The following is a 23089-nucleotide window of genomic DNA, read 5'->3' on the forward strand; positions in this document are numbered from 1 at the left end:
CCAACTTAAGGTGGATCAGGGTTTGATTTAGGCTGCTGATCTCATTGGTTCCATTTTCCAATCATAGGCTTCATCTGTAGTCACTATTCCGTGCGTGGAATGTGGCCGTTCTGCGTTGTAGTAGGTCATCCATTTTCCAATCCCAGCGCGTTTTTCTGAACCGGTTTCAAATGCATTGAGGTAGATGCATTCATATTTCAGGGAGCGCAAAGTCGTTCGATCATCCGGTTGTTGATCCAGCGACCTTTACCGTCCATGGATATCTTTACGTCCGCATCCTTCAGCGCATTTATCCACTCAAAGCCAGTGAACTGACTGCCCTGACCGCTGTTCATTATCGCTGGTTTCCCATATTTTACTATGGCTTCAATGCAAAAGCCAGCCTCATTCGACCATTGTCCTCGGACCAATGGCGGACAAGGTCTCATTGTTTGACAAACGCCAACTGAGAACTTTACGACTGTACCAATCCATGATCGCGACCAGATGCAAAAATCCGCGCCGCATAGGGATGTAGGTAATATCAACGCACCAGACCTGATTTGGCCGATCAATCGTCAGTCCCCCGAGCAGGTAAGGGTAAATCTTATGCAGGGAGTGTTTCTTGCTCATGTTTGGCGTCTGGTAAATAGGAACCAAACGCATAAGACGCATTCGGCGGCGAATACGATGGCGACCGCATTTGTGACCATGACGCTGCATGTGTCGTGCCATTTGCCGAGATCCATACCATGGTGCTTCCAAGAACTGCGTATTGATCAATTCCATGAACCGCAGGTTCTCGGCACTCTCGCCTTTTGGAGCGTAATACAAATTTGAACGTGCCAGCGACAACATCTGGCATTGCCGCCGCACGCTGACCTTCGGATGGTTCCGTTCAATGCACGTCTGCCTGCGATCCTTGCTCAATGATCCCAGGCGCGTTTAAAAAAATCGCGCTCCACCCCAGCTGACCGATCTTGGAATGAAGCTTGTCTATTGTAGCATCGTCGACCTGTGCAGGATCGCTGCCTCGCTTGGAAAATCCTGCGGCCATATTCTTAATTGCGGATCGTTTCCAAGTCCCAATCTGCGTGGGATGCACGCCATACTTCTTCGATAACTCCGCCAGTGTCATTTCTTCACGGATCGCTTCAAACGCAACTTTGGCCTTGAAATCAGGCGAATGGTTCTTTCGTTTCGTCATTTTGGATCATCTCTCTCGCAAGTTGATCCACCTTAACTACTGGTCCGAATCCCGCGACCAACTCTGCGGCGTCAGGCTCATCACACATGGACGCCTCGGAGAGGCTTGCGTGATGCAAAGGCCTGACAAAAAATAACATTTTTGAAGAAATATCAATCTCGCCAAAGCATCTGATCTTTTCGGGCATAGGAGCTATGCGCCTGTATGCCTTGTTAGTGTTACCATGATATCCTATCTCCGCACTGCAGCGGCAAAGAAGGAGCGATTATGATCGCATACAGACAAACCGAAGCGTCAATACTCATTTGGACAGTAGTTTTGTCTAGTTCCACCAAAATTTTGACGAGGCGAAACACACTTTGATCCGAGGCAATAATTATCACAAGAAGTTTGACGAAATATAACCAACTATATTCTAGATGATTTGGGCATTTCGCAAATAATATTAACATATTGGCACTGGAGACTACTCATGGCTACTAATATTCAAACCCGAATAACTGGCGACAAAAATACGGTCGGTGTTCCAGAATGGATCGTTGCATCAGCGAAATTCCTGCAACGTACTGGCTCCAGCTTTATGCGCGGATTGAGCCGCTACATTTATGCTGTTCAGGTCTCTCAGACGCAAAGGGCACTATCCCGGATGAGTGACGCCCAACTGACAACGATTGGTATCAAACGGTACGCCATACCCCGGCACGCCGCGTCTTTGATTGTGGATGACGCTCAGGTGAACGCATAAGACCAACTGGCCAAAGCTGCTTAATTTTATGACCGAGCGTTTGTTCGACTGAGTTTGTGAAGATTCATTTTCCCCCGAAGGATTCCGTGTGCGTGGCGCCGACAGGCCTTCGGGGGTATACGCAACGGGTGCTCTACTTCACCCTCGCTCATTTTCTAAAAGTGCGATCCAAACTAATAAACCTGTTCGCCAGCAACCATGAACTGTCTCAGCGTTTAGAAACACCCGAGGTGGTTCTGAGAGGGTCTTGCTGATTTTACCGTTTTACACTTATGGAGCTTTGAACTTAAAGGGAATTCTCATTTGATTTTACGCTGAAGTGGACCGGCGCCAAGCTGGTACGCTTTATCTTTTTGGCGCAAAGTAAATCAACCCAGCGGTGGTAAAAACTCCAGTAATGAGAGCCAATATGAATGATAGAGCCGGTCCAAACGGCTCCAACAGAACAGCAAGCACAAACGTGAAAGCAACTGGGCTAATCACCCCTAGAATGACACTCCGCAAAGTCATTATTACCATATCCGCACCCGAGCGTTGATGTATCGTCATCGAAATCACGGTAAGACCTATTGGATATGAAATAAGCAACCCTGCCCAGACAGGTCCCAGCTTCCACGAGGCTGCAGTGACCCCTGCTACCAACAGACCTGCGGCCAAGCCTCGTATAATCAGCAAGACTAAAGTCCCTGTTGCGCGGCCTGGCGCAAAGGGTCTTACGAAACGTTGCGAACAGATATGGACAGCAATCATTGTTGGTAAGAAAATCAACAATCCGGTCCACGGAGACGGCGGAACCCATGAAAGAATCCAGGCGCACATCACCCAAGCCAGAGTAGCTGTTATAATTGCCCCCCGCGACTTTGCTGCGAAAGCTATATATCCAAATAGAAATGCCTGTGTCGCAGTAAGAGATATCAGGGAGGCGGCAGCTGTATTGGCACTGAATACGACACTCTGATCTCGCACTATAAAGAAAAAAGCAGGCCCGATGACGATGGGCAAGCCTGCCAGTGCGCCGCCGATTTTCGGACCAAGTCGCTCAACCGCCAGCGTTACGCCTATAACGATACCAGCTGTCGAAAGAACACGAACCAAAAGTTCGATGGCTAGGTCAGAAGACATTTTGTCAAATCCTCGTTGGGAAGCGTGGGGCTTGTCACATTCTAGAAACTTTAGTTGCGGACAAACTCTTTGGCCGGCAGTAGAATCATCTTCGGACCCACACTTAGATTTTCTTTGCTCAAACGAGATATCGACCACCTCAGCTCAAGTCTCTGGTTAATCGGTCTCATTAAGATAGCGATCATTGTTTGTCGTGCCAGGCTAAGGTCCATCATCGATTGCTCTAACCTTATTTCGTGACTGACTGACAATAATTATAATACCGGCCGAGATTAACAACCCAGCACCGTAGTAGGTGCGAACCGCTGGATAATCGCCGAAAAGTAGAATGCCGATGATGCTCGCCCATATCATTTGTGAATAAAGAAAGGGTGAAACCATAGATGCTTCCGCGAAGCGCATCGCCATGATCAGCGAAAAATGACCCGCCGCACCCAATGTACCAAGTGCGACAAAAAGCCAAATGTCTCTTATCTCGATCGGCGCCCAGAAAAAAGGCAAAAGCAATGTACTGACGACTGCGCCTACGGAAGCACTATATAACAGCGAGGTCAACGCTGGATCATTGCGTCCATAGTGTCTCGTGGCGATCTGATACATTGCAAAACAAACCGCCATGCCTGCGGGCAGAAGTAGAGCAGAATCCGACGCAATTTGTTGCGGCCCTAGGGCGATCAATACGCCGGTAAAGCCGATGCAAATGGCTAATGCCCGTGTGCCGCTAATTCTTTCTCCAAGCAATGGTATTGCAAGTAGCGTAACAATAAGTGGTGAGGTGAAATTGATGACGTAGACCTGCACAAGCGGCAATTTAGTCACTGCAAAATAGCCAAAAATGGTACTTAAGAATAGTAACAACCCCCGCAAGATTTGCCCAAATGGTGCGCTGCTTACCAGGTATAATCGCCCCGCCTTTCCCATCGCAGCGACATACGTCAATATGAGGAGCATATGCACACCATAACGTGCCCACACCAGCTGCGGCACGGCATAGGTCTCTCCGAGAAACTTGGCTAAGGAGTCCATGGCGACAAATAAGAATGCGGCGAGGAGCATACAGCAGATACCCGCGATCGGCCAATCGACGGCGGCATTCCCGGTTTTTTCGGCCGCATTCACACCGTTGTCTCGTGGGTCAGGTATTGCCCAAAGACACTCCCAAATCGACGTCGCAAAAAGGATTTACCCGAAAGCGAGATTTTGCACTGCGATGGCCGCAGTAGACCAGATTTAAGAGCGCTAAATACGGTTACTTCCAAAATGAACTCCAACGTCAGTTATCTAATAGTTGCCATTTACGTTTCAGAAAGTTGTTTAAGTTCCACAAGAAGTTCTTTTGAGATTAAAAGACCATCTTTGTTCGAACGCTGTTTTGCTGTACGCCTACGTTGCGATGGCAAGCGAGCACCTTGGGCAACGATCTCTTGGAAAAGGCCCTCGGCGGCTTCAAAAGAGACTCCGAAGTGGTCAGGATCAATGGCGATAATCAGTTCGCCATGGACGATACCCTTATTTTCGGTGTTGTTCACTGGTCCTGTTTGATAGCTTAATAGATCACCGATCAGAGGACCGGCCAGTAGTTCTACCATGATCGAAATCGCCGACCCCTTGTGTTTACCGAACGGTAGCAACGCCCCTGACATGGCAATTTCGGCATCTGTTGTCGGCTGACCTTCATTGTCGATTGCCCATTCGGATGGCAGGATCTCTCCTCTTCGGCGCCGGATTTCGACTTCGCCGCGAGCCGCGGCGCTGGTGGCAAAATCGAAGGTATAAGGATCATTGCCTGGACGCGGCCATGCGAAGGCTATCGGATTGGTGCCCAGCAACGGTTTGGTGCCGCCGTAAGGCGCAACGAAAGGCATCGTTGGGGACATTGCTATCGCGACCAAACCCAATTTCGAAATCAGTTCAACCTCCCACCAAAGCGCCGAATAATGAAAGGTGTTATTTATCGCGAGTGCTGCAATGCCAGTTGCTTTGGCTTTTTGCGAAAGCAACTGCAACCCATTTTTAAGGGCCAGCAGGGAGTTTCCCCCGCACGCATCAACTTTGACCACACTCGCAGCATGATCTGTCACGATTGGGTCCGCGGTAAGGTTAACCATGCCAGCGTTCGCGACGTTTGTACAATCAATCAGGCGATACAGGCCGTGAGAGTGGCACTCCTGGGCCTGTGCTTCGACCATATTTTCTATCATGCTTGAGGCGTGTGCAGCGGAGTATCCGGCCTTGGCCAGAATTTTGGTCGCTAACTTTACACCGCGCGCGTGCGAGATGCGCTCATAACTTTTCTCTTCCATTAAATGGCCCTCTAATTTTATCATATTTTGCGATCCAGGCTTTCATTTCATGCACCCGGAACGCGTCAGTCGTGTCATTTTTGAGTTTATCACCCGTTATTGGAAAGACTCTGGCATGAGCAATTGAGGCAACCACAGAGCGATTTGGGGAAATACAATGATCAGCAACAAGATGAGCAACATCGGCAACAAAATGATCGCCACGTCGCGCATAACCTGCACCACATTCATACCACCTATCGACGCAGATATTAGTAAACATAATCCGTAGGGCGGCGTGACCAATCCGAAAGCCAATGAGACGATCCCAATGATCGCAAACGCGATCGGGTGGATATCTGCCGCTTCCGCAACAGGCATCAAGACCGTGCCCAAAATGATGATTGTCGGAATTGCATCAATGAACAAACCAAAAAACAAGAACAGCCCCGCGATAACCAACGCCGTTCCAAATGGGCCGAACTCCATCGCAGTCATAAAGTCCACGATCAGGCGCGGCACGCTGTAGAAGGCCAACAACCAGCCAAATGCAGTCGCTGTGCCGATGGCAAAAAGCGATATAGATGCAAAACGACCGGTTTCATAAAAGATACTGCCAAGATCACGCACACTCACTGTGCGATAGACAAACATCCCTAAGATAAGCGAATAGAGCGCGGCGATAATAGCACTTTCTGTTGGTGTTACGATGCCCCCAACGATCCCGCCCACCACAAGCACAGGTGTCAGCATTGCAAGTGCGGATCCTTTGAATGCTACCAGCACTTCGCGAAAAGTCGGTGTGCCGATGATCGGATAGTTATACACTTTGGCATAGCCGTAAACTGTCGCCATCAATGCAAGACCGATCATGATGCCGGGGATTGCGCCCGCAAGGAACAACGCGCCCACGGATGTTTGCATCACCCCCCCCCAGACAACCATCAAAATGCTCGGCGGGATAATTACGCCCATAACCGACGAACATGCGGTGATGGCAATGGCGAAACGTCTATCATACCCTTCGTTCACCATAGCGGGGATAAGGATTTTGCCGCAACCTGCCGCGTCTGCCGTCGAAGAACCAGAAATACCGGCGAACAACATGGAAACGGCCACGTTCACATGGCCCAACCCACCGGGCATCCACCCGGTCAGTACCCGCGCGAGGTCAATTAGCTTATCTGTGATTTTACCTGAGTTCATCAGGTTCGCAGCCAGCAAGAAGAACGGCACAGCCAGAAGAATGAACGAGCTATATGACTGGAACATCCGGTCCAGAACGATAAAGGGTGTAAGCCGTAATTCAAGCATCACGAGTGGAATGGTCGCAAGGCCAAGCGCGAAAGCCACAGGCACGCGCAGTATAACAAGTAGGATGAAGCCACCAACGAGGATAGCACAGGCAAGGCCAGTTGTTACAATCATCTCAAAGCACTCCGGGCTGATTGGTATACGACAAAGTCTTCATAAAACCGATAGCCGGAAAACAAGGCCCAGAAGGCTCCGGCGATGGGTACAGAGATAAATGTGACGAGCATGTTGGCACGCATCATCATCGAATTCTGGATGGTGCCGAATTCAGCGTACTCCAGCCCGTACCAAAAGAAGATCAGGCCGAAGCCAAGGATCAGAACATGGACAAGGCCGCTTTGTAGCAAGCGCAAAAGCGGGCTTTGAGCGTCTGGAATGACGCGCACATCGAAATGTTCACCGTCCCAAACCGCCACCATCGAACCGATCATGACAACCCAAACAAAAATAAATCCGGCAAGTTCTTCGGTCCAGAGGTAACCGGGGATAATGCCAGTGTACCGGGCAATAACCTGCATAGTAACAGGTATTGTAAGCGCAGCCACAAGGCAGGCAAGAAGCACCCGGAAAACATTACATATTAAATCTAAAATTCGTTTTACCATTGTCGGCCTCCCAACCCGATGATCCAACCCCGCCGCCATCACTTAACCGCGGCGGAATTGACATTCGCACGCGATCACTTAGCGCGGATCGCCTCAAGAAGTTCAACTGCACCAATTTCGGCTGCATAGGCATCCTGAACCGGAACAACGAGTTCGAGCAACATATCGCGATCTACAAACTCAACGAGGTTGATCTGACCTACATCAGCCATTTGCTTTAGTATGACGCTATCTTGGCTGCTTTCCAGATCACGTCCGAAGGCTGCTGCTTCCTCGCCGGCCTTGAGAACCGCCGCCTGCAAATCTTCAGGTAGATTGCGGAATGTTTTTCCACTCATCACGATAGGACGTACCGTAATTGTATGCTGTGTCAAAGACACATACGGTGCCACTTCGTAAAACTTGAGATTTTCAACACCTGCCGCTTCGTTCTCAAGACCGGAAATCACACCAGTCTGAATAGCATTGTACACTTCGTTATAGGCGATTGCAGCTGGTGACGCTTTAAAAGCAGAAAAGACCTGTGCTTGAATAGGAGCACCCATTACGCGCATTTTGTGGCCTTCAAGATCTGACATGTTCGCGATTGGTTTATCTGATACCAAATTACGTACACCACCACCCGTATAGCCAATAATCTTAATGTCGGCACGTTCCATCAGCTCGTCTTCGAGGGAAGTAAGCGTGTCGCTAGATAGCACCGCGTTCCAGTGATCTAGGTCGCGAAACAGGAATGGCATGTCCATTATTGGTATAGAAGGTGCCATAATTGCCATATTGGAGGGCGCCAGTATTGTATAATCGATCGCTACACCTTGCTGCAAGAATGTAACATAATCCTTCTCGACGCCAAGTTCGCCGTTCAAACGTAAGTCAAAAACAACATCGCCGTCGTAGTATTCTTCAACAAGGCCCTCAAATTCACGAAAGGTTTTGGTGAACGTGTGGTTCTCGTCAAACATGCTCGCGCCACGCAGGGTGATTGTGTCCGCGGCCACCGCACCAATTGTCAGAGATGTCGCACAGATCGCGCCCAAAACCAGTTTGGTTGTCATTGTATAAAATGTCATTTCATTCCTCCCGTGATGGCCCTTACGTATTCAATCTGAATTGCGAAGAGCCGTTTTGATAAAAGATACAACCCATAACAATTCATTTGCTATGCGCTTTCGTTGAAAATTTAGCCCCTAGCTAAAATGTTCAACTAAAAATCCACCACCGTCATAAACGTGATTTCCCGCGTAGATTAAGCTGCAGTGACCGCGGAAAACCTCCCCTCCCCGATCACCCCCTGAGGCCCAGGCGTTAACTAAATAGCATCCCACCGTTTATGTCGAAATTTGCTCCTGTGACGAACGAAGATTGATCGCTTGCAAGAAACCAAACCATGTTAGCCACATCCACAGGTAAGCCCTGCCGCTTAACAGGAGATGCAAACTCTACGTTTTTTATGTTCTTTCTATTTTCTACAGAATTCACCCGTGCGGCGTTGGTCATATTTTCATTAATCGTTTCCACAACGCCGAACGCAGAAGCCTGCTCCTCGGCGTAATTTTTTGGCATCAGCATATGCCATCAGACCCGCAACTCCCTGTTAAAATCAGAATGTACTTGGCATGGGAGTAAGAAAATCAACAAATTATGAATATAGGTAAGTTTTACTTGTCATTCATCATGTGATTCTCAACTGATAGACAGAGTTGGTCGCGGGACTTCGGACCAGTAATTGAGGTGGATCAACTTGCGAGAGAGATGATCCAAAATGACGAAACGAAAGAACCATTCGCCTGATTTCAAGGCCAAAGTTGCGCTTGAAGCGATCCGTGAAGAAATGACACTGGCGGAGTTATCGAAGAAGTATGGCGTGCATCCCACGCAGATTGGGACTTGGAAACGATCCGCAATTAAGAATATGGCCGCAGGATTTTCCAAGCGAGGCAGCGATCCTGCACAGGTCGACGAATAACCTCAACAAAAGTGGGGCCACCACATTTGGCAACCGTTTTATTGACCCATTTAGAAACCAGCGATTGATTTGCTCTTATTTCGTGCGCGATATCCGTAGCTTTTCGACCTGCAGCTATTTCCTCGAGCGCTTTTACCTTGATCGCTTCTGGCCATCTATTTCGGCCTGATGGAGAGGTTGGGATGGGTATTCCTCAAACCTCAATCGGTTTATATCTGTGTTCATTCGGCATTATCATCTCCTCATTTCTGGTGATGTCAATATCGCAAATCCCTTGTTTTATTGAAACATGGGGTCTTTGCAACGCTTACAATGCATCTATCTCAATGCATTTGAAACCGGTTCAGAAATACGCGCTGGGATTGGAAAATGGAACCAATGAGATCAGCAACCTAAATCAAACCCTGATCTACCTTAAGTTGGCTGCAGACTGGTCGAAATACTAGGACCACCTCTATGGCCGTTCGCATTGATGGTTTGATCCACATTTATTTTAATTTGGCCCAAAACGATGTTTTACGATCATGAGCCTTGCGAAGCGTTTCAAAATAGTCGGCGTGGGATTGGAATGTGCCATAGTCCTGGATGGCATCTTCAAGGGATGAACAGTCCATCAGATGATCCGCCGCATGACCGTAGCGTGACGAACGTCCCTCACCTAAGGCATAGTCGATCATCGCACGCCACAACAGAACCGCAGATAGCGGGTGGCGTTCTCGCAGAGCTTCGGCAGCAGGCGTCAATATATCATAGCGATTACCGTCTATCTCATCCGATCGGCTTTCAATCAGTTGGGCAGCAGACAGTAGGTCGGGCCATTCTAGAAAAAAGGACAATGCTGTGGAAAAACTCGAATAGCCCAGAACGTGTGCTGTTGCCTTTTCTTCTGCCTCAACATCCTCAAAGTCGGGAAGACCTTTAATATAGATACGCAAATGAAGTTGATCGAGCGTCTTTATAAAGCAAGACCAGCGGTATGCTTGCGCATCTTTGGTACGCCCCAATGCTTCGAGAGTGGCGAGGTAACTGTGGTTCCACGCCTCTTGCAAGAAGTCCCGCCCGTCTTGTTCCACATCACCCAAAAGCGCCAATGCGTCATCAGTGCGGCCCTCTTTAATAAATAGCAGTGCGACCTCGGCAGCGATATCTTTGCGTTTTAAATCCTCTGGCGTGTATTGCGCGACGTAGGCGTGCGTATCGCCTGCCGCCGCTGCGATTTCCTGAAGGCAGGATTGAACGAACCGTTCTTTACGCTCAGCGGAATAATCAGTATGCCCCCGCGCAACTCCCGCAAGAACAAGATTGAATCGTGCTGTTCCGCTTCAACATCAATTGGCCGAGCCGCGAAATCTTCGACGTGCTGCCTTAGCTGATCTAAGCCGCTTACCCCAAGCGTGTCCGAGAGAATCCCAATGATCCCGTCCCACTCCCCGTACCCGTTGTCTTGGATGACATTCCAAACCTTCGCAGCCAGAGCATCAACGCTCAACAACGCCAAAGGGGCGATAGCTTCAAAATGCAAGATAGCGGATTGAAAAACATCGCCAACATCGCCCCGGCTATCATCGACGCGCTCATAGATAGATGGGGCAATCTCGATAAATTGCCAAAGCAACTCAAACGCAGAGGACGGGTCCTCTGGCGCAATTTTTCCTACGATCATTATGACTTGTGTATCAATATCTTTGATCAGAGCTTTACGTTTGCGCCAGCCTACAAAACTGTTCGATTTTCGCAATGTCACAAGGCGTTTCCGAATTGCATGTACAAGCTCTGACGCACCCAGATTGTGGCTTAATTCTAATCGCAGACGACGTTTGATGTCCGCACTACCAGTGCTCACCTCAATCAAGAGGTCCGCCAATTTTTTCGCACCAAGAGCTTCAAGGTTATCTGTGTTCAAAGTCTTTTTTGACATGGTTTGAACTTGGCAGTTTGAGTGAGCGAAAGAAAGTACCCTTCAGAACGTTTTAATGGTCACGTTACTTTGCAGACGCGGCGAAAGTCTGGTCTAACGGGACGCACCGCAGCATGCCCAACGACTGGACTTGTCACAGTTTAGTTCCGGTCTCTTTCGAGCAATGTTTGCTATGAAGGAGATAGAGAATGGCAAAGAGATACACAGACGAGTTTCGGCGTGATGCGGTGCGCATGGCGATGAGCAGTGGCCTAACGCGGCCTCAACTTTCATCGGATTTAGGGGTTGGGCTTTCGACGCTGAACAAATGGGTTCAGCAACATCAGCATGACGATCTGATGTCAGGACCGCATGAAGACGTCGAAAAGGAGAACACGCGGCTTCGCAAAGAAGTCCGCCTACTGCGTGAGGAGAGGGAAGTGCTAAAAAAGGCGGCAATCTTCTTTGCAGGCCAAAGCCGGTGAGATTTGCTTTCATCGACGCCTGGAAAGAAGTTTGGTCCGTGGAATTTCTCTGCCGTATCATGCAGGTCACATCGCGTGGGTTCCGTGCTTGGCGGGTGCGTCCGATGAGCCAGAGCCAGCGGGATGATATGGTATTTCTGGCCCATATCCGCGAACAACATCGGTTAAGCCTAGAAAGCTATGGGCGACCCCGCATGACTGAAGAATTGCAGGAGCTAGGGCTGAAGATCGGACACCGGCGCGTAGGGCGTTTGATGCGTGAGAATGGCATCAAGATCATAAGAACCCAGAAATACAAGGCGACGACGGACAGTAACCACACGTTCAACATCGCACCCAATCTGTTGGGTCAAGATTTCTCAGCGACTGGCCCCAACCAAAAATGGGCAGGTGACATCAGTTACATATGGACCAGTGAAGGGTGGCTGTATCTCGCCGTCATCCTTTATCTGTATTCTCGCCGTGTCATCGGTTGGGCTGTCAGCAACCGCATGAAGAAGGATCTAGCGATCCGGGCGTTAGATATGGCCGTTGCTTTGCGACAACCGCCGAAAGACTGCATTCACCATACGGATCGCGTGTCGCAATATTGTTCAAACGAGTATCAGAGGCGCCTGAAGCTGCACGGCTTCAAGGTCTCAATGAGCAGCAAAGGTAACTGCTACGACAATTCCATGGTTGAAACGTTCTTCAAATCCATCAAGGCTGAGCTGATCTGGCGCAACAAATGGGACACACGCCGTCAGGCAGAAGGTGCGATCTTCCAGTATATCAATGGTTTTTACAATCCACGCCGCCGTCACTCATCGCTGGGTGGCAAAAGCCCCTTGGCCTTCGAACGAAAGGCTGCATAAATGAGTTAGGAGACCGGAACGTAAGCGGGACAAGACCAGATGCTGACATGCCATCGTTCGGTCCGTCCAAACGGTTGGATATTGAGCTGGAATTGGGCGCAATCGTCGGCACATCGTCCGAACTCGGCGCGCCAATCACCGTGGATCAGGCCGATGCGATGATTTTTGGTTATGTGTTGCTTAACGACTGGTCCGCGCGCGATATTCAGGGCTGGGAATATCAGCCGCTTGGCCCATTTCAAGGTAAGGCATTCGGCACATCGATTTCCCCATGGATCGTCACCACGGCAGCGTTGGAACCTTTCCGCACAGCCACACCTGTGCGCGAAAAGGAATTGCTGCTGTATCTCGACAGCACAGTTGAAGGGTTGTTCGACATCCAACTCGAGGTGTTGATGCAACCCGAGGGCGCGGCCAAGGCCACGTCACTTTCCAAAACGAATTACAGTCGCATGTATTATTCCGCCGGCGAACAGCTGTGCCATCACGCGAGCGGTGGCTGCGGCATGAACTCTGGTGATTTGCTTGGGTCAGGGACGATTTCAGGACCAAACAAATCCGAATATGGCTCCCTAATGGAGCTGAGCTGGGCAGGGCGCGAACCCTTCACGCTCGACACTGGTGAAACCCGCACATTTATCGAAGACGGCGACACGCTGATCCTGCGCGGCGCAGCTGTTGGCGACGGTTATCAAATCGGGTTTGGAACGTGTGTTGGCACCATCCTTCCCGCAGTGAAGTTCCCAGTATGAAGGACCAAGACATGGCATATAGTCTGGCAGACTATACGCGTATTCCTGAAATATGAGCCTTTGCGCAGCCAAACCCGACGTAAGCCCAATCCACTCACTTGGCAGAACGACTATCGCTATCAACCAATGGTCGTTCTACCCAGATGTCGCGGTCAATTTCCCTTAGAACATACCATTAGAATTCCCGGCGGGAATATTGGGAGCCATCCATGCTGCCGCGTCTTCGCTACCCCCAACGATTTGCAAAGCATCCCAGTGTTCAATCGGGGTGCCGTCTTCTGCAATTCTAAAGATGTCTACACCGGCGATACCTGCATCATCTGGGTCATTGTTGAGCATGTTAATGAAATTGACGTGCATCCAGACGTAATCATCAAAGGCGATGACGCGGTGAACGACGACACGAAAATCTTTTTGCTGGGTCGTAATCGCATCAAATGTAAGGCCGAGCGCAATCGCGCCGTCAGGAATTGCGGGGCTGTGCTGAATATAATCTGACGTTAGATACCTATTGGTCGCTTCAATTGCGTCTTTTTGGTTGATCATCATTTCATAAAGACCAAGCACATTGTTGATATTGCGTACAATCTGGCTGTCTGTTGTATCGGCAATCACAACCATAGGATCGGAGGGATCATTGGTCGAAAGAGCCTCAATCTTTAGATTGGTGTCCGTGCTCTCAGCCTGTGCCGCGAGAGCAATAAAGCCTGTCGCAACTGCTGCAAGTGTGGTGTTCGCAATTTTTCCAATTACATAGTTCATAGCGTTTTCCTTTAGATGGAAGATGTTTTCTCTACCGTTAATGTCGATTTTTGACGTGTTAGCCCCGAGCAACTTTTGTCGCATTGGCCCACCAAACGATATCGTCCAGAAGCGCAGTTGCGCCGTTTTTCAGGTGATCTTCGATGGTCGCCATCTCGCCGTTTGACCCCAACGGATGAACCGCCATAAAATCGCCACCGGCGATATGCACTGCGCCATGCACAGGCACCATTTTCAGCTCTACCGCGATGTTGCGCAGGTGTTCGACTGCACGTGCAGCGCCAACTCCGCCATAACCGATGGCACCCATCGGCTTGCGGTTCCACTCGTTGTACGCTTGATCCAGCGCATTTTTTAGTGCGCCGGTGATAGAGTGGTTGTATTCCGCCGTCACGAAAATATACCCGTCAAATTCGCCGATCTTTTCTTGCCATGCTACAGCTTTAGGGTCGCTTGACGGCATCCACATGTTCGACGCCGGTTCATCAAACAACGGCAAATCGAAATCGCGCAAATCGACCAGCTCGACAGACATGTCATCGCGCGCTTTGGCTTGCTCTAGCATCCATTGGGCTGGTTTGTCGGCAAAACGGGTTGCGCGTGTTGATCCGATGATAATTGCGATTTTTGGCTTGTTGGACATGATATCTCTCCTGAGAATTTAAGTATTGTTTGTTGAGGTTTAGCTTAATTTTAGTTTCGAAAACTACGCGCTTTCCGTATGGTGGATCGCACCGAACTTACCGCTGCGAAAATCACGCATCGCATCTTTGATTTCGGCTTCTGTGTTCATCACGAATGGCCCTTTTGTCACCACTGGCTCATCGATTGGAACGCCGCTCAGAACCAACAGTTTCGCGTCAGCTTGGGCTTTGACACTCACGCCGCCGCCTTCGCGACCAAGTAAAACCGTTTGCGCTGCGCGGGCGACCTCTTGTCCGTTCACTTCAACCGTACCCGACAGCACCAGCACCGAAAGTGTATGCCCTTCGGGAACATCGAGGTTCACGGTTTTGTTTTGCGTAATTCGCACATCCCAGATGTTCATCGGAGTGAACGTGCGCGCAGGGCCACTGTCATTGCCGAATTCACCTGCAATGATCCGCACAGAGCCAGCGCCATTTGGCAAAGCGACTTCAGGGATGTCCGCATCGTGAAGTTTCTGGTAACCGGGCCTAGCGAATTTATCTTTTGCGGGAAGATTCACCCAGAGTTGCACCATCTCGAACTCACCGCCTTTGGCGGCAAATTCGTGCGAGTGATACTCCTCATGCAGAATGCCCGATGCAGCGGTCATCCATTGCACGTCGCCGGGGCCGATCACGCCACCCGCTCCGGTCGAGTCACGATGTTCCACTTCGCCTTTATAAACGATCGTTACGGTCTCGAACCCTTTGTGTGGGTGCACGCCAACACCGCGACGCTTATCAGTTGGCGTAAAACGTCTGGGGCCAGCGTGATCAAGCAAAATGAACGGGCTAACATGCTGCCCCTGATCGTGGTGCGACAACATCGTGCGAACGGGAAATCCATCGCCAACCCACTTTTGATCAGGCGCGCTGTAAATTCCGAGTATCTGTCTCATTGCGTTGACTCCTTTGGAGGACCAGTCGTTCCAATCCTGTTGCAACCGAAGATATCAACGATACAATAAAGCGGTAGGCGGCAAATATTGTTCACTCCGTCCTATATATGGGACGATGGAATATGCAGGACCTCAACGATCTCTATTACTTTGTGCAGGTGGTGGACCACGGCAGCTATGCGGAAGCGGCGCGCTCGCTTGGCATTCCAAAGTCCAAGCTAAGCCGCCGCGTTATCGCTTTGGAAGAACGCCTTGGTGTGAGGTTGATGCAGCGTTCCACACGGAAGCTGACGATAACCGAAATCGGTCAAAAATATTATCATCATTGCGTTGCGATGTTGGTAGAAGCCAGATCTGCACAGGAAGCCATCGATCTGACGCGATCCGAGCCACAGGGTCTGATCCGGATCAGCGCGCCGCCTGCTCTCGTATGTTATGAGGTTGGGCCGATGATCGCGCGTTACATGATGGCCAATCCACTGGTAACGGTTGAACTCGACTCAACAGCCCGCCGCGTTGACGTCATCGGCGAAGGCATCGATGTGGCCCTGCGCGTGCGCTTTCCGCCACTCGAAGATTCTGATCTTGCCCTGCGCGTTCTGGGCGACCGCGAACAACGCATTGTCGCAAGTCCGGGTTTGATCGAAAATATATCGCGCCCGATTAGCCCCGCAGATCTATCTGTTCTGCCAAGCCTCGATATGGGGCCCGCAAGCAAAGGGCATTTTTGGGATTTGATCGGACCCGGCGAGGGCAATGTGCGTATCCCGCATAACCCGCGCCTTGTAACAGATGACATGTCGCAGTTGCTTCACGCAGCAATCGAGGGCGTCGGCGTAGTACAGCTACCAAGCATGGTTGTTGATGACATGCTGTCTGCCGGAAAGATTGTGGATTTGCTCCCCAGATGGACTGCTGCAGCTGGACAGGTCCACGCGATCTTTGCGTCGCGACGCGGCCTTCTGCCGTCCGTCCGCAGCTTTATCGATTTTATGGTCGCAGAGTACCAAGCAGAACAATCGGCTTCGAAAATTTTGCGCGGACAGACGTGATCAAATCAAGGTACTTTTCTTCCCATTACATCACCGATGACTAATTGCTGAACTTCAATCGCGCCGCCTAGTAACTATCGATCACTCCAACGAGTCACCATACCTGTCGCGGTTTGGTTCTGCTCCTTTGAAAGCAAAATATGCCGAGAATTCTGCTTATCCAAACAATAACCTCCTGGACGCTTTAGCTAATGCCAGCCAAGCGATGATATCAGGTCCACTAGCATGTGCATTGGTATCAGATTAGCGGTGGCTTGCCAAAGCAGCTGTTGCGCTGTGGCAGCGACCCGTTGAAACCGCAACTTTAATCAGTTGAAGATGATACTGGCAAATACCCTCGCGTGCGGCGTCGGCACCGTGCTTAAGCTTGCGCCCTGAGCCCCCCCTACCCTGTTTTCCCTGTGGCCTGATGCGTTGAAATCCGTCTCTATGAGCCAAATTGAAACGCGGTCACATGGTCTATCAGGGCAGCGCGCCTTCGCCCTACGGGTAACAGTCACTTTTGCAATTGGGTCAGTTGATGACGCAAAGGTCAAAGTCGTGTGACGTGGCACACATAGGAAGGCGTCAGCTATCGGCAGTTGCTTTTGCCTTCCAGACCCCTACTTCGCCCTCGAACAAAGGGACTTCTGGCAGGTGAATGCCCAAATCAATTGCTAGTGCAGTCAAACCCACGATTGTCGATATGGTCTTTTGTTCAAGAGTTCGCCAAGTGACGACTTGGGATTTGTGAACCTCTGTGCCGTCCAGTGGTGTAATGACGTCAAAGGACCATTCACCTCGCATGACGGTTCCTATCTTCGCAGCAGATTCCAAACAGCTAACTTCAAGCCAACTACCCTCCGCGATCAATAGTTTTACTTTGCCCAGAACGGTCACAGGTCTAAGTTTCTTCTCCATGGGCGCTCCGCTATTTAAAGTTGCCAAGCATTAGCAACCTATTGGAAATCGCGCCACCATGTCAGTACTAATAAGTAATAAATGACATTATAAAACCTCTAACGACTTCATTAAGTGCTTCGCAAGGAAAGTAAACTACGCGGCGGCCGCTTTCCCTACATCTTCAAGCAGCAGGATATGTGACTCTACGACTGATTCCGGCACACACCAAATCACAGTCTTATCTCCACCAGCGCCAATCCAGCGCCGCCCCGCAAGCTGTTTGGAAGAGTCAACTTCGATCCAGACAAGTGCATCGAGAACAGCGCCTTTCTGTTCATTCAATTTGTCCTGCCCGAAACTCTCAGGTTCATTCGCGTTGGTCGGGTTCAGGGTAGTCGGTTCCGCGTGCATCACAATTCAGTCCTTACCTTGCTCTAAAATGGTCTGGCCCTCCGCTTTCGCGGCTCAAGCTCAACTTATAGTTGCACTAGGACTAATCGTTAATGCACGATAGACTACGCAAGATAACGAAACGAAGTGAAACGGAAGCGCACAAACCCATGATTAAGAATGGAAAACTTTTTGTCGCGCCACCGGATGATGGAAGCGATATTAAGCAGATTTTCGCTCATCTGGCCGCAGTAGGGGCAGGCCGTCAGGTTGATAAAGATGGCTATTCGGCTGGTCCCTGGACACCTGAGCTTCTTACGAATGCTGTCTCTAATGTAGAGGGCAATAACGACGGGATCGACCTAAGAACCGTACAGCTTTGGTTTCAAGAAAATGAAAATGGTGTCAGCACGACCAATATTCGATGGCTGGCTAGGGTCTTTGGGTGCGACGATGTGGCAGCAACAAGCGCTTGGCAAAAAGAGCTTAGCGCTGCGCAATCACGACTGACCGCCAAGAGGCGAAACCGTAAAAAAGTGAACAACCGGGATGCTATGGCGCTTGAGGATGACGCCGTTGAAGACACTGACCCGCCCACGCTACGTTCCAGTTTAGCGCAAAGATCGGAAGCGCTTTTTAGTCGGGGCTCTCCTTTGGATTTACCTGCCGTTGTATTCGCGGGTGCCGTCGCTCTCGGATTTGCATCGTTTCTCATTGGGATTCACAGCGCGACTTACGAACGAGTAGATGGGATAGTCAAGCAAGTCGGGTTCATTTGGGCACCTAATTGGACAGTGCTATTCATGGTGTTCATGCCTTTGTTTTTTGCCTTTGTAGTAGAGTTAGTAGTTTTCTGGAAGGATCAGAGACGAACCATACTCAATGCAGAGGACGATGAAGGTTGGAACCGATGTGTTTTATCTTCCTCATATACATATTGGGCAGTCTTAATCATCTGCGTGCCGATTGCGGGTCTGTTTCAATGGTTCAGTGTGAGCTTGATGCCGTTGATCGAGGGAGTTCGTCGTACCGCGACAGACTGGGGTTCATTGGCAATTTTGCACCCCGAAATTGTATCCGTACCGGAAGCGATCGTGTTCACAGGCATCGCTTATCTATATATGTGTCTATGCTTTTATCTTTTCTTTGTTGGTCTCATCCTGCTTTACACTTTGGCCCATGACCTTTGCGAGATTGGGAAGAGATCACAGAACGACTTGGAAACGGAAAATCGACGAAAACTTAATGCCGCCGGACTTCGCGTGATGCAGGGAATATTTCGATGCACCATTCTTGGGGTTTTGATCGCTGTTTGCACGAAGGTTCAGAGCTTATATCTGACATCGAGCGCTACGAATGTTTGGTCTTGGTTGCTCATAGATGCGTCTTCATTTTTTCAGGGCTTAAGCGGTGGCAGTGACGGCATAACCTACGGTATGCCCACACATTATAGCAGTCTTATAATCGCATTCGCGACATGTGTTGTCTTTATGTATGGTTCCGTCCGTTTAGGATTTAGAAGCTCGTTTCACTTGTCTCTAAGTGCAATGACGGCGGTATTGTTAGCGCTTGTGTCCGGCTACTTGTTTATCGGCTCATTTACTGGATTTTCGTTGTTTCTAGGCGTTGGGTGTGTGTTCGGGATCTATGGCCTGTTCGATCCGACTTTTGGGGCTAAGCAAGCAGATAATCTTAAGGAAGATCAAAATGTATCATAGGTGGCTCGACCGAAGGGATGAACAGCACGCAAATCGTGGGGATCAACCCAAACGAAAAGCAGATTTTGCGCTTGGCGCTGATCTAGCGTTTTCAAATGCAGGCAAGGTTTCGGGTATCGCTGATTTCTGTCGCCTTGCTGAGAAGGCCGCGAATGATCCCTCTTTCTATGATGATCCAAACGAAACCTTGGCTGGCATTGAAGTGGCCGATGGATGGATCAAATTTTCTTCTGGCATTGTCACTGATTGCGAAAAGAACAACGTCGTCTGGGCTAAGATCACCGAAAGCGGCTCTCTTGATCACGCGCTAGTGGTTTTCCATCACTGGAACGCAACCAAGCGCAATCGTCAGATAGCTAGTTTTTTTTCTAAACGCGGCATAACTGTCGTTGAGATAGCACTTCCATATCACTTTGAACGAAGTCGTCCTGGCTCAATGCACGCCGACTTCATGCTTAGCTCAAATCTAGGGTGTACCATCCAGTCCACTCGGCAAGCGGTCTGGGATGCCCGAAAGCTCATTCATTGGTTGAAAAGTGAAGGATATGGTCAAATTTCCGTTCTCGGCATGAGTTTAGGATCATGGGTGGCTGGATTGGTTGCAGCACACGAGCCAGCCGTTTCAAAGGCATCCTTATTTCTAACTGCTGGAAGCCTCGCGGATATGGTATGGACCGGTCGCGCGACACTCTTGATACGCGAAAGCCTGGAACCATACATCGAGTTGACCGATCTGAATCGGGCATGGCACGTTCTGAACTTAGAAACCTATGCTGAGAAGCTATCGCGGCCTGACCTCGATCTTCAAATAGTTTTAGCTAAAAGAGATACGGTGGTGCTGCCAGAGCTGTCGGAACGGCTATTGGGAAGCTTGAAAAAAGCTGGGGCAAAACCGGATATTTTGAACCTGAATTGCGGACATTACTCCCTGTCATTACCGCCCCACATCATCTTCGCGGGCTGGCGGTTGAAGCGCTTATTGGGTCGATGACCCAGCGCTTTTGTAGCTGTCTGCCCAATAACGTGGTCATGACAAAGCCAGCAAATACCCACCTACCGCTGTCGTTAAATATCTAACAACATCAAAAAACACTTGCCACTGGCGTCTAACCCGTGTTTTTAGGGGCGAGAAGCAATTGGAGTTAGATCATGCGCTATGTTCAAACAATCAAAACCGCAGCCGCCGCTGTCTGCACAGTAGTTGCGTCTACTTCAATGCCTACAGTTGCAAAAGCATATCAGGTAGACTGCGCCATTTTGCTTTGTCTATCTGGTGGATGGCCTGCTTCAGTCGAGTGCGCCCACGCACGCACTGTATTTATCAGGCGGATCACGCCTTGGCCCGTTGAACCTCCACTTCAAATTTGGCGCTGTCCAATGGGCATTGCCGCTGGCGACGTATCCTCACCATCACAACGACTGCTGGATTTTGCGTTTCAGGGCGCGCCCCCCATTAGTCAAAGCTATCCCGACGATGACTATTATTTTGATACAGCCGGCCAAAACCGTTTTAACAATCCGCAGGACGCTTCTGCCTCCGTTGACGCTTCCATAACGCAATTACTGATGGCGGATATTCGCACCGAAAGCGACCAAATTGACGCCCTAAACTTCTTGCACCCTGCACAAGTTGAGAGCTCCGATATTGATATTAGCGGTGCTGAATTTGACGTCATTCGTTCCATTCGAGTCTTTGACGTTCACATTGACGATGATCGCGATCCTTCGTCTGAAGGGGGCAGTTGTAGTCGTTACCACAGGATCCGCGAGGGGAGCTATGGAACCCAAGGTGACTTTGGATGGCAGAGCGCTGGCCGCGACGATGTTCCGCATGCTTTCGGCCCAACAACAAGCGGCTGTCGCCTTCAAGCACGAGCCGTTTTCGTTGAATGGAGAGACTATGAGGGCCATTACGGCTTTGAGCGTGTCGGTTACTAAAGTTGTGTCGCTAGAGCGGCAAAATACAAATTTTCCTATCCCGACTATGACTTACTTTACGGTAAAAGTGATCATTAAAGGATCATAAAGAGGAGCAGACACGACCCCACGAAAAGCGAAACCCCCGCAAGGTGTAAACCTAAACGGGGGGCTTTAGAAACAAGGATTGGTGTCCTTGAAGAAACTCTAATCAAGTTCTTTTCTACGGCCTCCCTTACATGCAATCAAGCAAAAACCGCATTTGTGCGTATAAAGTTTTTTTGCCTAAACACCTTGCCTCAGATTTTAGAGGCCATCATGACTAGTAAAGAACAAACCAAAACCAAACTACCAACACCATCAACCGCACAGTTCGCCAAATTCATTCATACGGTCGCCAAACCAGCACTCTTCAAAGCGTATGGCCGCGAGTATGCCAATCAGCTCATAAATCTGATCCACTATCTTGAACATAAGCGTTATGATTTCAGCAAGGATCGCGCCTACCAGACGCGCCCGCTGTGCATCAACGAGTTGGCCGAATACTGGGGCGTGTCACATCGCAGCGTACAACGCTGGCTTGCTGCCCTCGAAAGCCATGGCATCCTTGAACGCGAGTATCGCAAAGACCCCCAAAGCCGTTTTCGTAACAAGTTCAGCCGTATCGCCTTCCCCGCATTCAAGAAATGGTTTTGCACTGTCCTAAAAGCTGCCCATGACGCACTGCGTCACCCTCCTGAGAAAGCTATCTTAGATAGCAATCTTAGCACTGAAAATTGTAGAGAGAAAAAAGAAGCCCCTGAAGCCTTTCCTGACAGCGGCGGCGTAAAATACAGCCCCTATTGGCTAAAACTCGCTATGGAAAACTTGCCCGGCGGTTCAAAACGTCCTTGTTCGACAATGGTTGCAGAACGGTTCAGGGCAAATCTAAAGCAGTATGAAGTTTCACTGAGCCATCCAAGTCTGACCGCCCGATGGATTTCTTTCTGTAAGCGCGCAAAACCCGCTTTTTGATGAGAGGCCGAGATAGGTTTTGAGCGAACAGGGTCGATCCCAACCTGAGCTGCTTCCCGATCGGTCGCTTTTGCGACGAATCGATCCCAGCATTAACATGCGGCGGTTTTATTACATGACAATCCAACCCACTCTTCTTGGTGGTGTTGATATAATATTTGAGTGGGGCCGTTTAGGATCACCGGGGAAAATCTTGCCCTTACCCCATGCTGATGAAGGACAGGCAATTGACGCGCTTAAAACTATTTCTGCCACCCAAGTCTTTTTGACTTATATGTCAGTGACGCTTAACTATCTGGCTCCTGCCCGCCCGTTGGGCGTGTCACCGCGCACTAGTGTTAAGCCGGCGCTGCGCTGCGGCTGAACACCAGACGTCGCGATCATGGTCGAACTGCGTCAATGGTCGCTCTGGCGTCTCTCCGAGCCACCACACTCCCTTTCCACATGCCCGCCCAGGATCACGCCGATCTGCCCTTTGGGTAACGATCGCTGGTGCGCCCTTGGGGTTCGGAAAATCCGAACGCCACTGCGAGTAGAAAGATAGGGGCCTGTTCCTGCCCC

Annotated in this window: 23 protein-coding genes and 3 pseudogenes; 11 read left to right on the top strand and 15 right to left on the bottom strand. The window is 49.9% G+C overall.

The features are described from left to right. Window positions 1–27: 27 nt before the first annotated feature. A pseudogene (locus ACXLHR_RS16785) lies at window positions 28–1186 on the bottom strand (IS3 family transposase). Between the two features lie 472 nt (window positions 1187–1658). On the opposite strand from ACXLHR_RS16785, the gene ACXLHR_RS16790 reads away from it, so the two are divergent. Further along, window positions 1659–1931, top strand: coding sequence for a DUF1127 domain-containing protein (locus ACXLHR_RS16790; protein WP_458792638.1), 273 nt, complete (start codon window positions 1659–1661; stop codon window positions 1929–1931). Window positions 1932–2276: 345 nt separating this feature from the next. Here the strand turns inward: ACXLHR_RS16790 and ACXLHR_RS16795 are convergent, their stop codons facing one another. From ACXLHR_RS16795 to ACXLHR_RS16825, 7 genes are all read right to left on the bottom strand, one after another. Further along, window positions 2277–3053, bottom strand: a complete 777-nt coding sequence (locus ACXLHR_RS16795; protein WP_458792639.1) for a hypothetical protein — start codon at window positions 3051–3053, stop codon at window positions 2277–2279. A 201-nt stretch (window positions 3054–3254) separates the two neighbouring features. Next, window positions 3255–4172 carry a DMT family transporter gene (locus ACXLHR_RS16800; RefSeq protein WP_458792640.1) on the bottom strand — a complete coding sequence of 306 codons (918 nt, stop codon included), beginning with the start codon at window positions 4170–4172 and terminating at the stop codon, window positions 3255–3257. A 176-nt stretch (window positions 4173–4348) separates the two neighbouring features. Next, the gene (locus ACXLHR_RS16805; protein WP_458792641.1) at window positions 4349–5380 is read right to left on the bottom strand and encodes an Ldh family oxidoreductase; all 1032 of its coding nucleotides are present in this window, start codon (window positions 5378–5380) and stop codon (window positions 4349–4351) included. Window positions 5381–5452: 72 nt separating this feature from the next. Further along, a complete protein-coding gene (locus ACXLHR_RS16810; RefSeq protein ID WP_458792615.1) occupies window positions 5453–6763 on the bottom strand; it encodes a TRAP transporter large permease in 1311 nt (436 codons plus the stop codon). Next, the gene (locus ACXLHR_RS16815) at window positions 6760–7254 is read right to left on the bottom strand and encodes a TRAP transporter small permease (RefSeq protein WP_458792616.1); all 495 of its coding nucleotides are present in this window, start codon (window positions 7252–7254) and stop codon (window positions 6760–6762) included. Before ACXLHR_RS16815 ends, ACXLHR_RS16810 begins: the two co-directional genes overlap by 4 nt. Window positions 7255–7328: 74 nt before the next feature. Then, a complete protein-coding gene (locus ACXLHR_RS16820; protein ID WP_458792617.1) occupies window positions 7329–8324 on the bottom strand; it encodes a TRAP transporter substrate-binding protein in 996 nt (331 codons plus the stop codon). Window positions 8325–8559: 235 nt separating this feature from the next. After that, window positions 8560–8823, bottom strand: a complete 264-nt coding sequence (locus tag ACXLHR_RS16825; protein ID WP_458792642.1) for an SDR family oxidoreductase — start codon at window positions 8821–8823, stop codon at window positions 8560–8562. A 193-nt stretch (window positions 8824–9016) separates the two neighbouring features. On the opposite strand from ACXLHR_RS16825, the pseudogene ACXLHR_RS16830 reads away from it, so the two are divergent. Together ACXLHR_RS16830 and ACXLHR_RS16835 are read left to right on the top strand one after the other, a co-directional pair. Next, a pseudogene (locus tag ACXLHR_RS16830) lies at window positions 9017–9202 on the top strand (transposase); the annotation flags it as partial. A 200-nt stretch (window positions 9203–9402) separates the two neighbouring features. After that, on the top strand, window positions 9403–9666 hold the full coding sequence (locus ACXLHR_RS16835) for a hypothetical protein (RefSeq protein WP_458792643.1): 264 nt from the start codon (window positions 9403–9405) through the stop codon (window positions 9664–9666). A gap of 42 nt (window positions 9667–9708) precedes the next feature. Here ACXLHR_RS16835 and ACXLHR_RS16840 read toward each other — a convergent pair whose 3' ends face one another. Further along, window positions 9709–10437, bottom strand: coding sequence for a DUF6880 family protein (locus tag ACXLHR_RS16840; protein ID WP_458792698.1), 729 nt, complete (start codon window positions 10435–10437; stop codon window positions 9709–9711). Next, a complete protein-coding gene (locus ACXLHR_RS16845; protein WP_458792644.1) occupies window positions 10377–11138 on the bottom strand; it encodes a DUF6880 family protein in 762 nt (253 codons plus the stop codon). The genes ACXLHR_RS16840 and ACXLHR_RS16845 overlap by 61 nt, the downstream gene beginning before the upstream one ends. A 188-nt stretch (window positions 11139–11326) precedes the next feature. On the opposite strand from ACXLHR_RS16845, the gene ACXLHR_RS16850 reads away from it, so the two are divergent. Together ACXLHR_RS16850 and ACXLHR_RS16855 are read left to right on the top strand one after the other, a co-directional pair. After that, window positions 11327–12456 (top strand): IS3 family transposase gene (locus ACXLHR_RS16850; RefSeq protein WP_458792645.1). Its coding sequence is split into 2 segments (ribosomal slippage): window positions 11327–11561 and window positions 11561–12456, totalling 1131 coding nucleotides; the frame shifts between segments, so codons are not numbered across the junction. Window positions 12457–12491: 35 nt separating this feature from the next. Beyond that, a pseudogene (locus ACXLHR_RS16855) lies at window positions 12492–13208 on the top strand (fumarylacetoacetate hydrolase family protein); the annotation flags it as partial. A gap of 162 nt (window positions 13209–13370) precedes the next feature. Here ACXLHR_RS16855 and ACXLHR_RS16860 read toward each other — a convergent pair. The 3 genes from ACXLHR_RS16860 to ACXLHR_RS16870 form a co-directional block, all read right to left on the bottom strand. Beyond that, window positions 13371–13970, bottom strand: a complete 600-nt coding sequence (locus ACXLHR_RS16860) for a nuclear transport factor 2 family protein (protein WP_458792646.1) — start codon at window positions 13968–13970, stop codon at window positions 13371–13373. 58 nt (window positions 13971–14028) lie between these two features. Beyond that, complete coding sequence (locus ACXLHR_RS16865; protein ID WP_458792647.1) at window positions 14029–14613, bottom strand: NADPH-dependent FMN reductase; 585 nt, start codon at window positions 14611–14613, stop codon at window positions 14029–14031. 63 nt (window positions 14614–14676) lie between these two features. Then, window positions 14677–15555: a pirin family protein gene (locus ACXLHR_RS16870; protein ID WP_458792648.1), complete on the bottom strand. Its 879-nt coding sequence runs from the start codon at window positions 15553–15555 to the stop codon at window positions 14677–14679. 122 nt (window positions 15556–15677) lie between these two features. On the opposite strand from ACXLHR_RS16870, the gene ACXLHR_RS16875 reads away from it, so the two are divergent. Next, window positions 15678–16607 carry a LysR substrate-binding domain-containing protein gene (locus ACXLHR_RS16875; protein ID WP_458792649.1) on the top strand — a complete coding sequence of 310 codons (930 nt, stop codon included), beginning with the start codon at window positions 15678–15680 and terminating at the stop codon, window positions 16605–16607. A gap of 567 nt (window positions 16608–17174) precedes the next feature. Here the strand turns inward: ACXLHR_RS16875 and ACXLHR_RS16880 are convergent. Both ACXLHR_RS16880 and ACXLHR_RS16885 read right to left on the bottom strand, forming a co-directional pair. Further along, complete coding sequence (locus tag ACXLHR_RS16880; protein WP_458792650.1) at window positions 17175–17507, bottom strand: hypothetical protein; 333 nt, start codon at window positions 17505–17507, stop codon at window positions 17175–17177. Between the two features lie 135 nt (window positions 17508–17642). Then, the gene (locus ACXLHR_RS16885; protein WP_458792651.1) at window positions 17643–17903 is read right to left on the bottom strand and encodes a hypothetical protein; all 261 of its coding nucleotides are present in this window, start codon (window positions 17901–17903) and stop codon (window positions 17643–17645) included. Between the two features lie 146 nt (window positions 17904–18049). On the opposite strand from ACXLHR_RS16885, the gene ACXLHR_RS16890 reads away from it, so the two are divergent. The 5 genes from ACXLHR_RS16890 to ACXLHR_RS16910 all read left to right on the top strand — a co-directional run bounded on the left by ACXLHR_RS16890 (window position 18050) and on the right by ACXLHR_RS16910 (window position 22892). Further along, window positions 18050–19597, top strand: coding sequence for an RcgA family putative transporter (locus ACXLHR_RS16890; protein WP_458792652.1), 1548 nt, complete (start codon window positions 18050–18052; stop codon window positions 19595–19597). Beyond that, complete coding sequence (locus tag ACXLHR_RS16895; protein ID WP_458792653.1) at window positions 19587–20588, top strand: alpha/beta hydrolase; 1002 nt, start codon at window positions 19587–19589, stop codon at window positions 20586–20588. The genes ACXLHR_RS16890 and ACXLHR_RS16895 overlap by 11 nt, the downstream gene beginning before the upstream one ends. Before the next feature lie 224 nt (window positions 20589–20812). After that, on the top strand, window positions 20813–21535 hold the full coding sequence (locus ACXLHR_RS16900; protein ID WP_458792699.1) for a hypothetical protein: 723 nt from the start codon (window positions 20813–20815) through the stop codon (window positions 21533–21535). A 297-nt stretch (window positions 21536–21832) separates the two neighbouring features. Then, window positions 21833–22528, top strand: coding sequence for a hypothetical protein (locus tag ACXLHR_RS16905; RefSeq protein WP_458792654.1), 696 nt, complete (start codon window positions 21833–21835; stop codon window positions 22526–22528). A 70-nt stretch (window positions 22529–22598) separates the two neighbouring features. Continuing rightward, on the top strand, window positions 22599–22892 hold the full coding sequence (locus tag ACXLHR_RS16910; RefSeq protein ID WP_458792655.1) for a WGR domain-containing protein: 294 nt from the start codon (window positions 22599–22601) through the stop codon (window positions 22890–22892). The last annotated feature ends 197 nt before the right edge of the window (window positions 22893–23089 follow it).

Source organism: Yoonia sp. MH D7 (assembly GCF_054439475.1).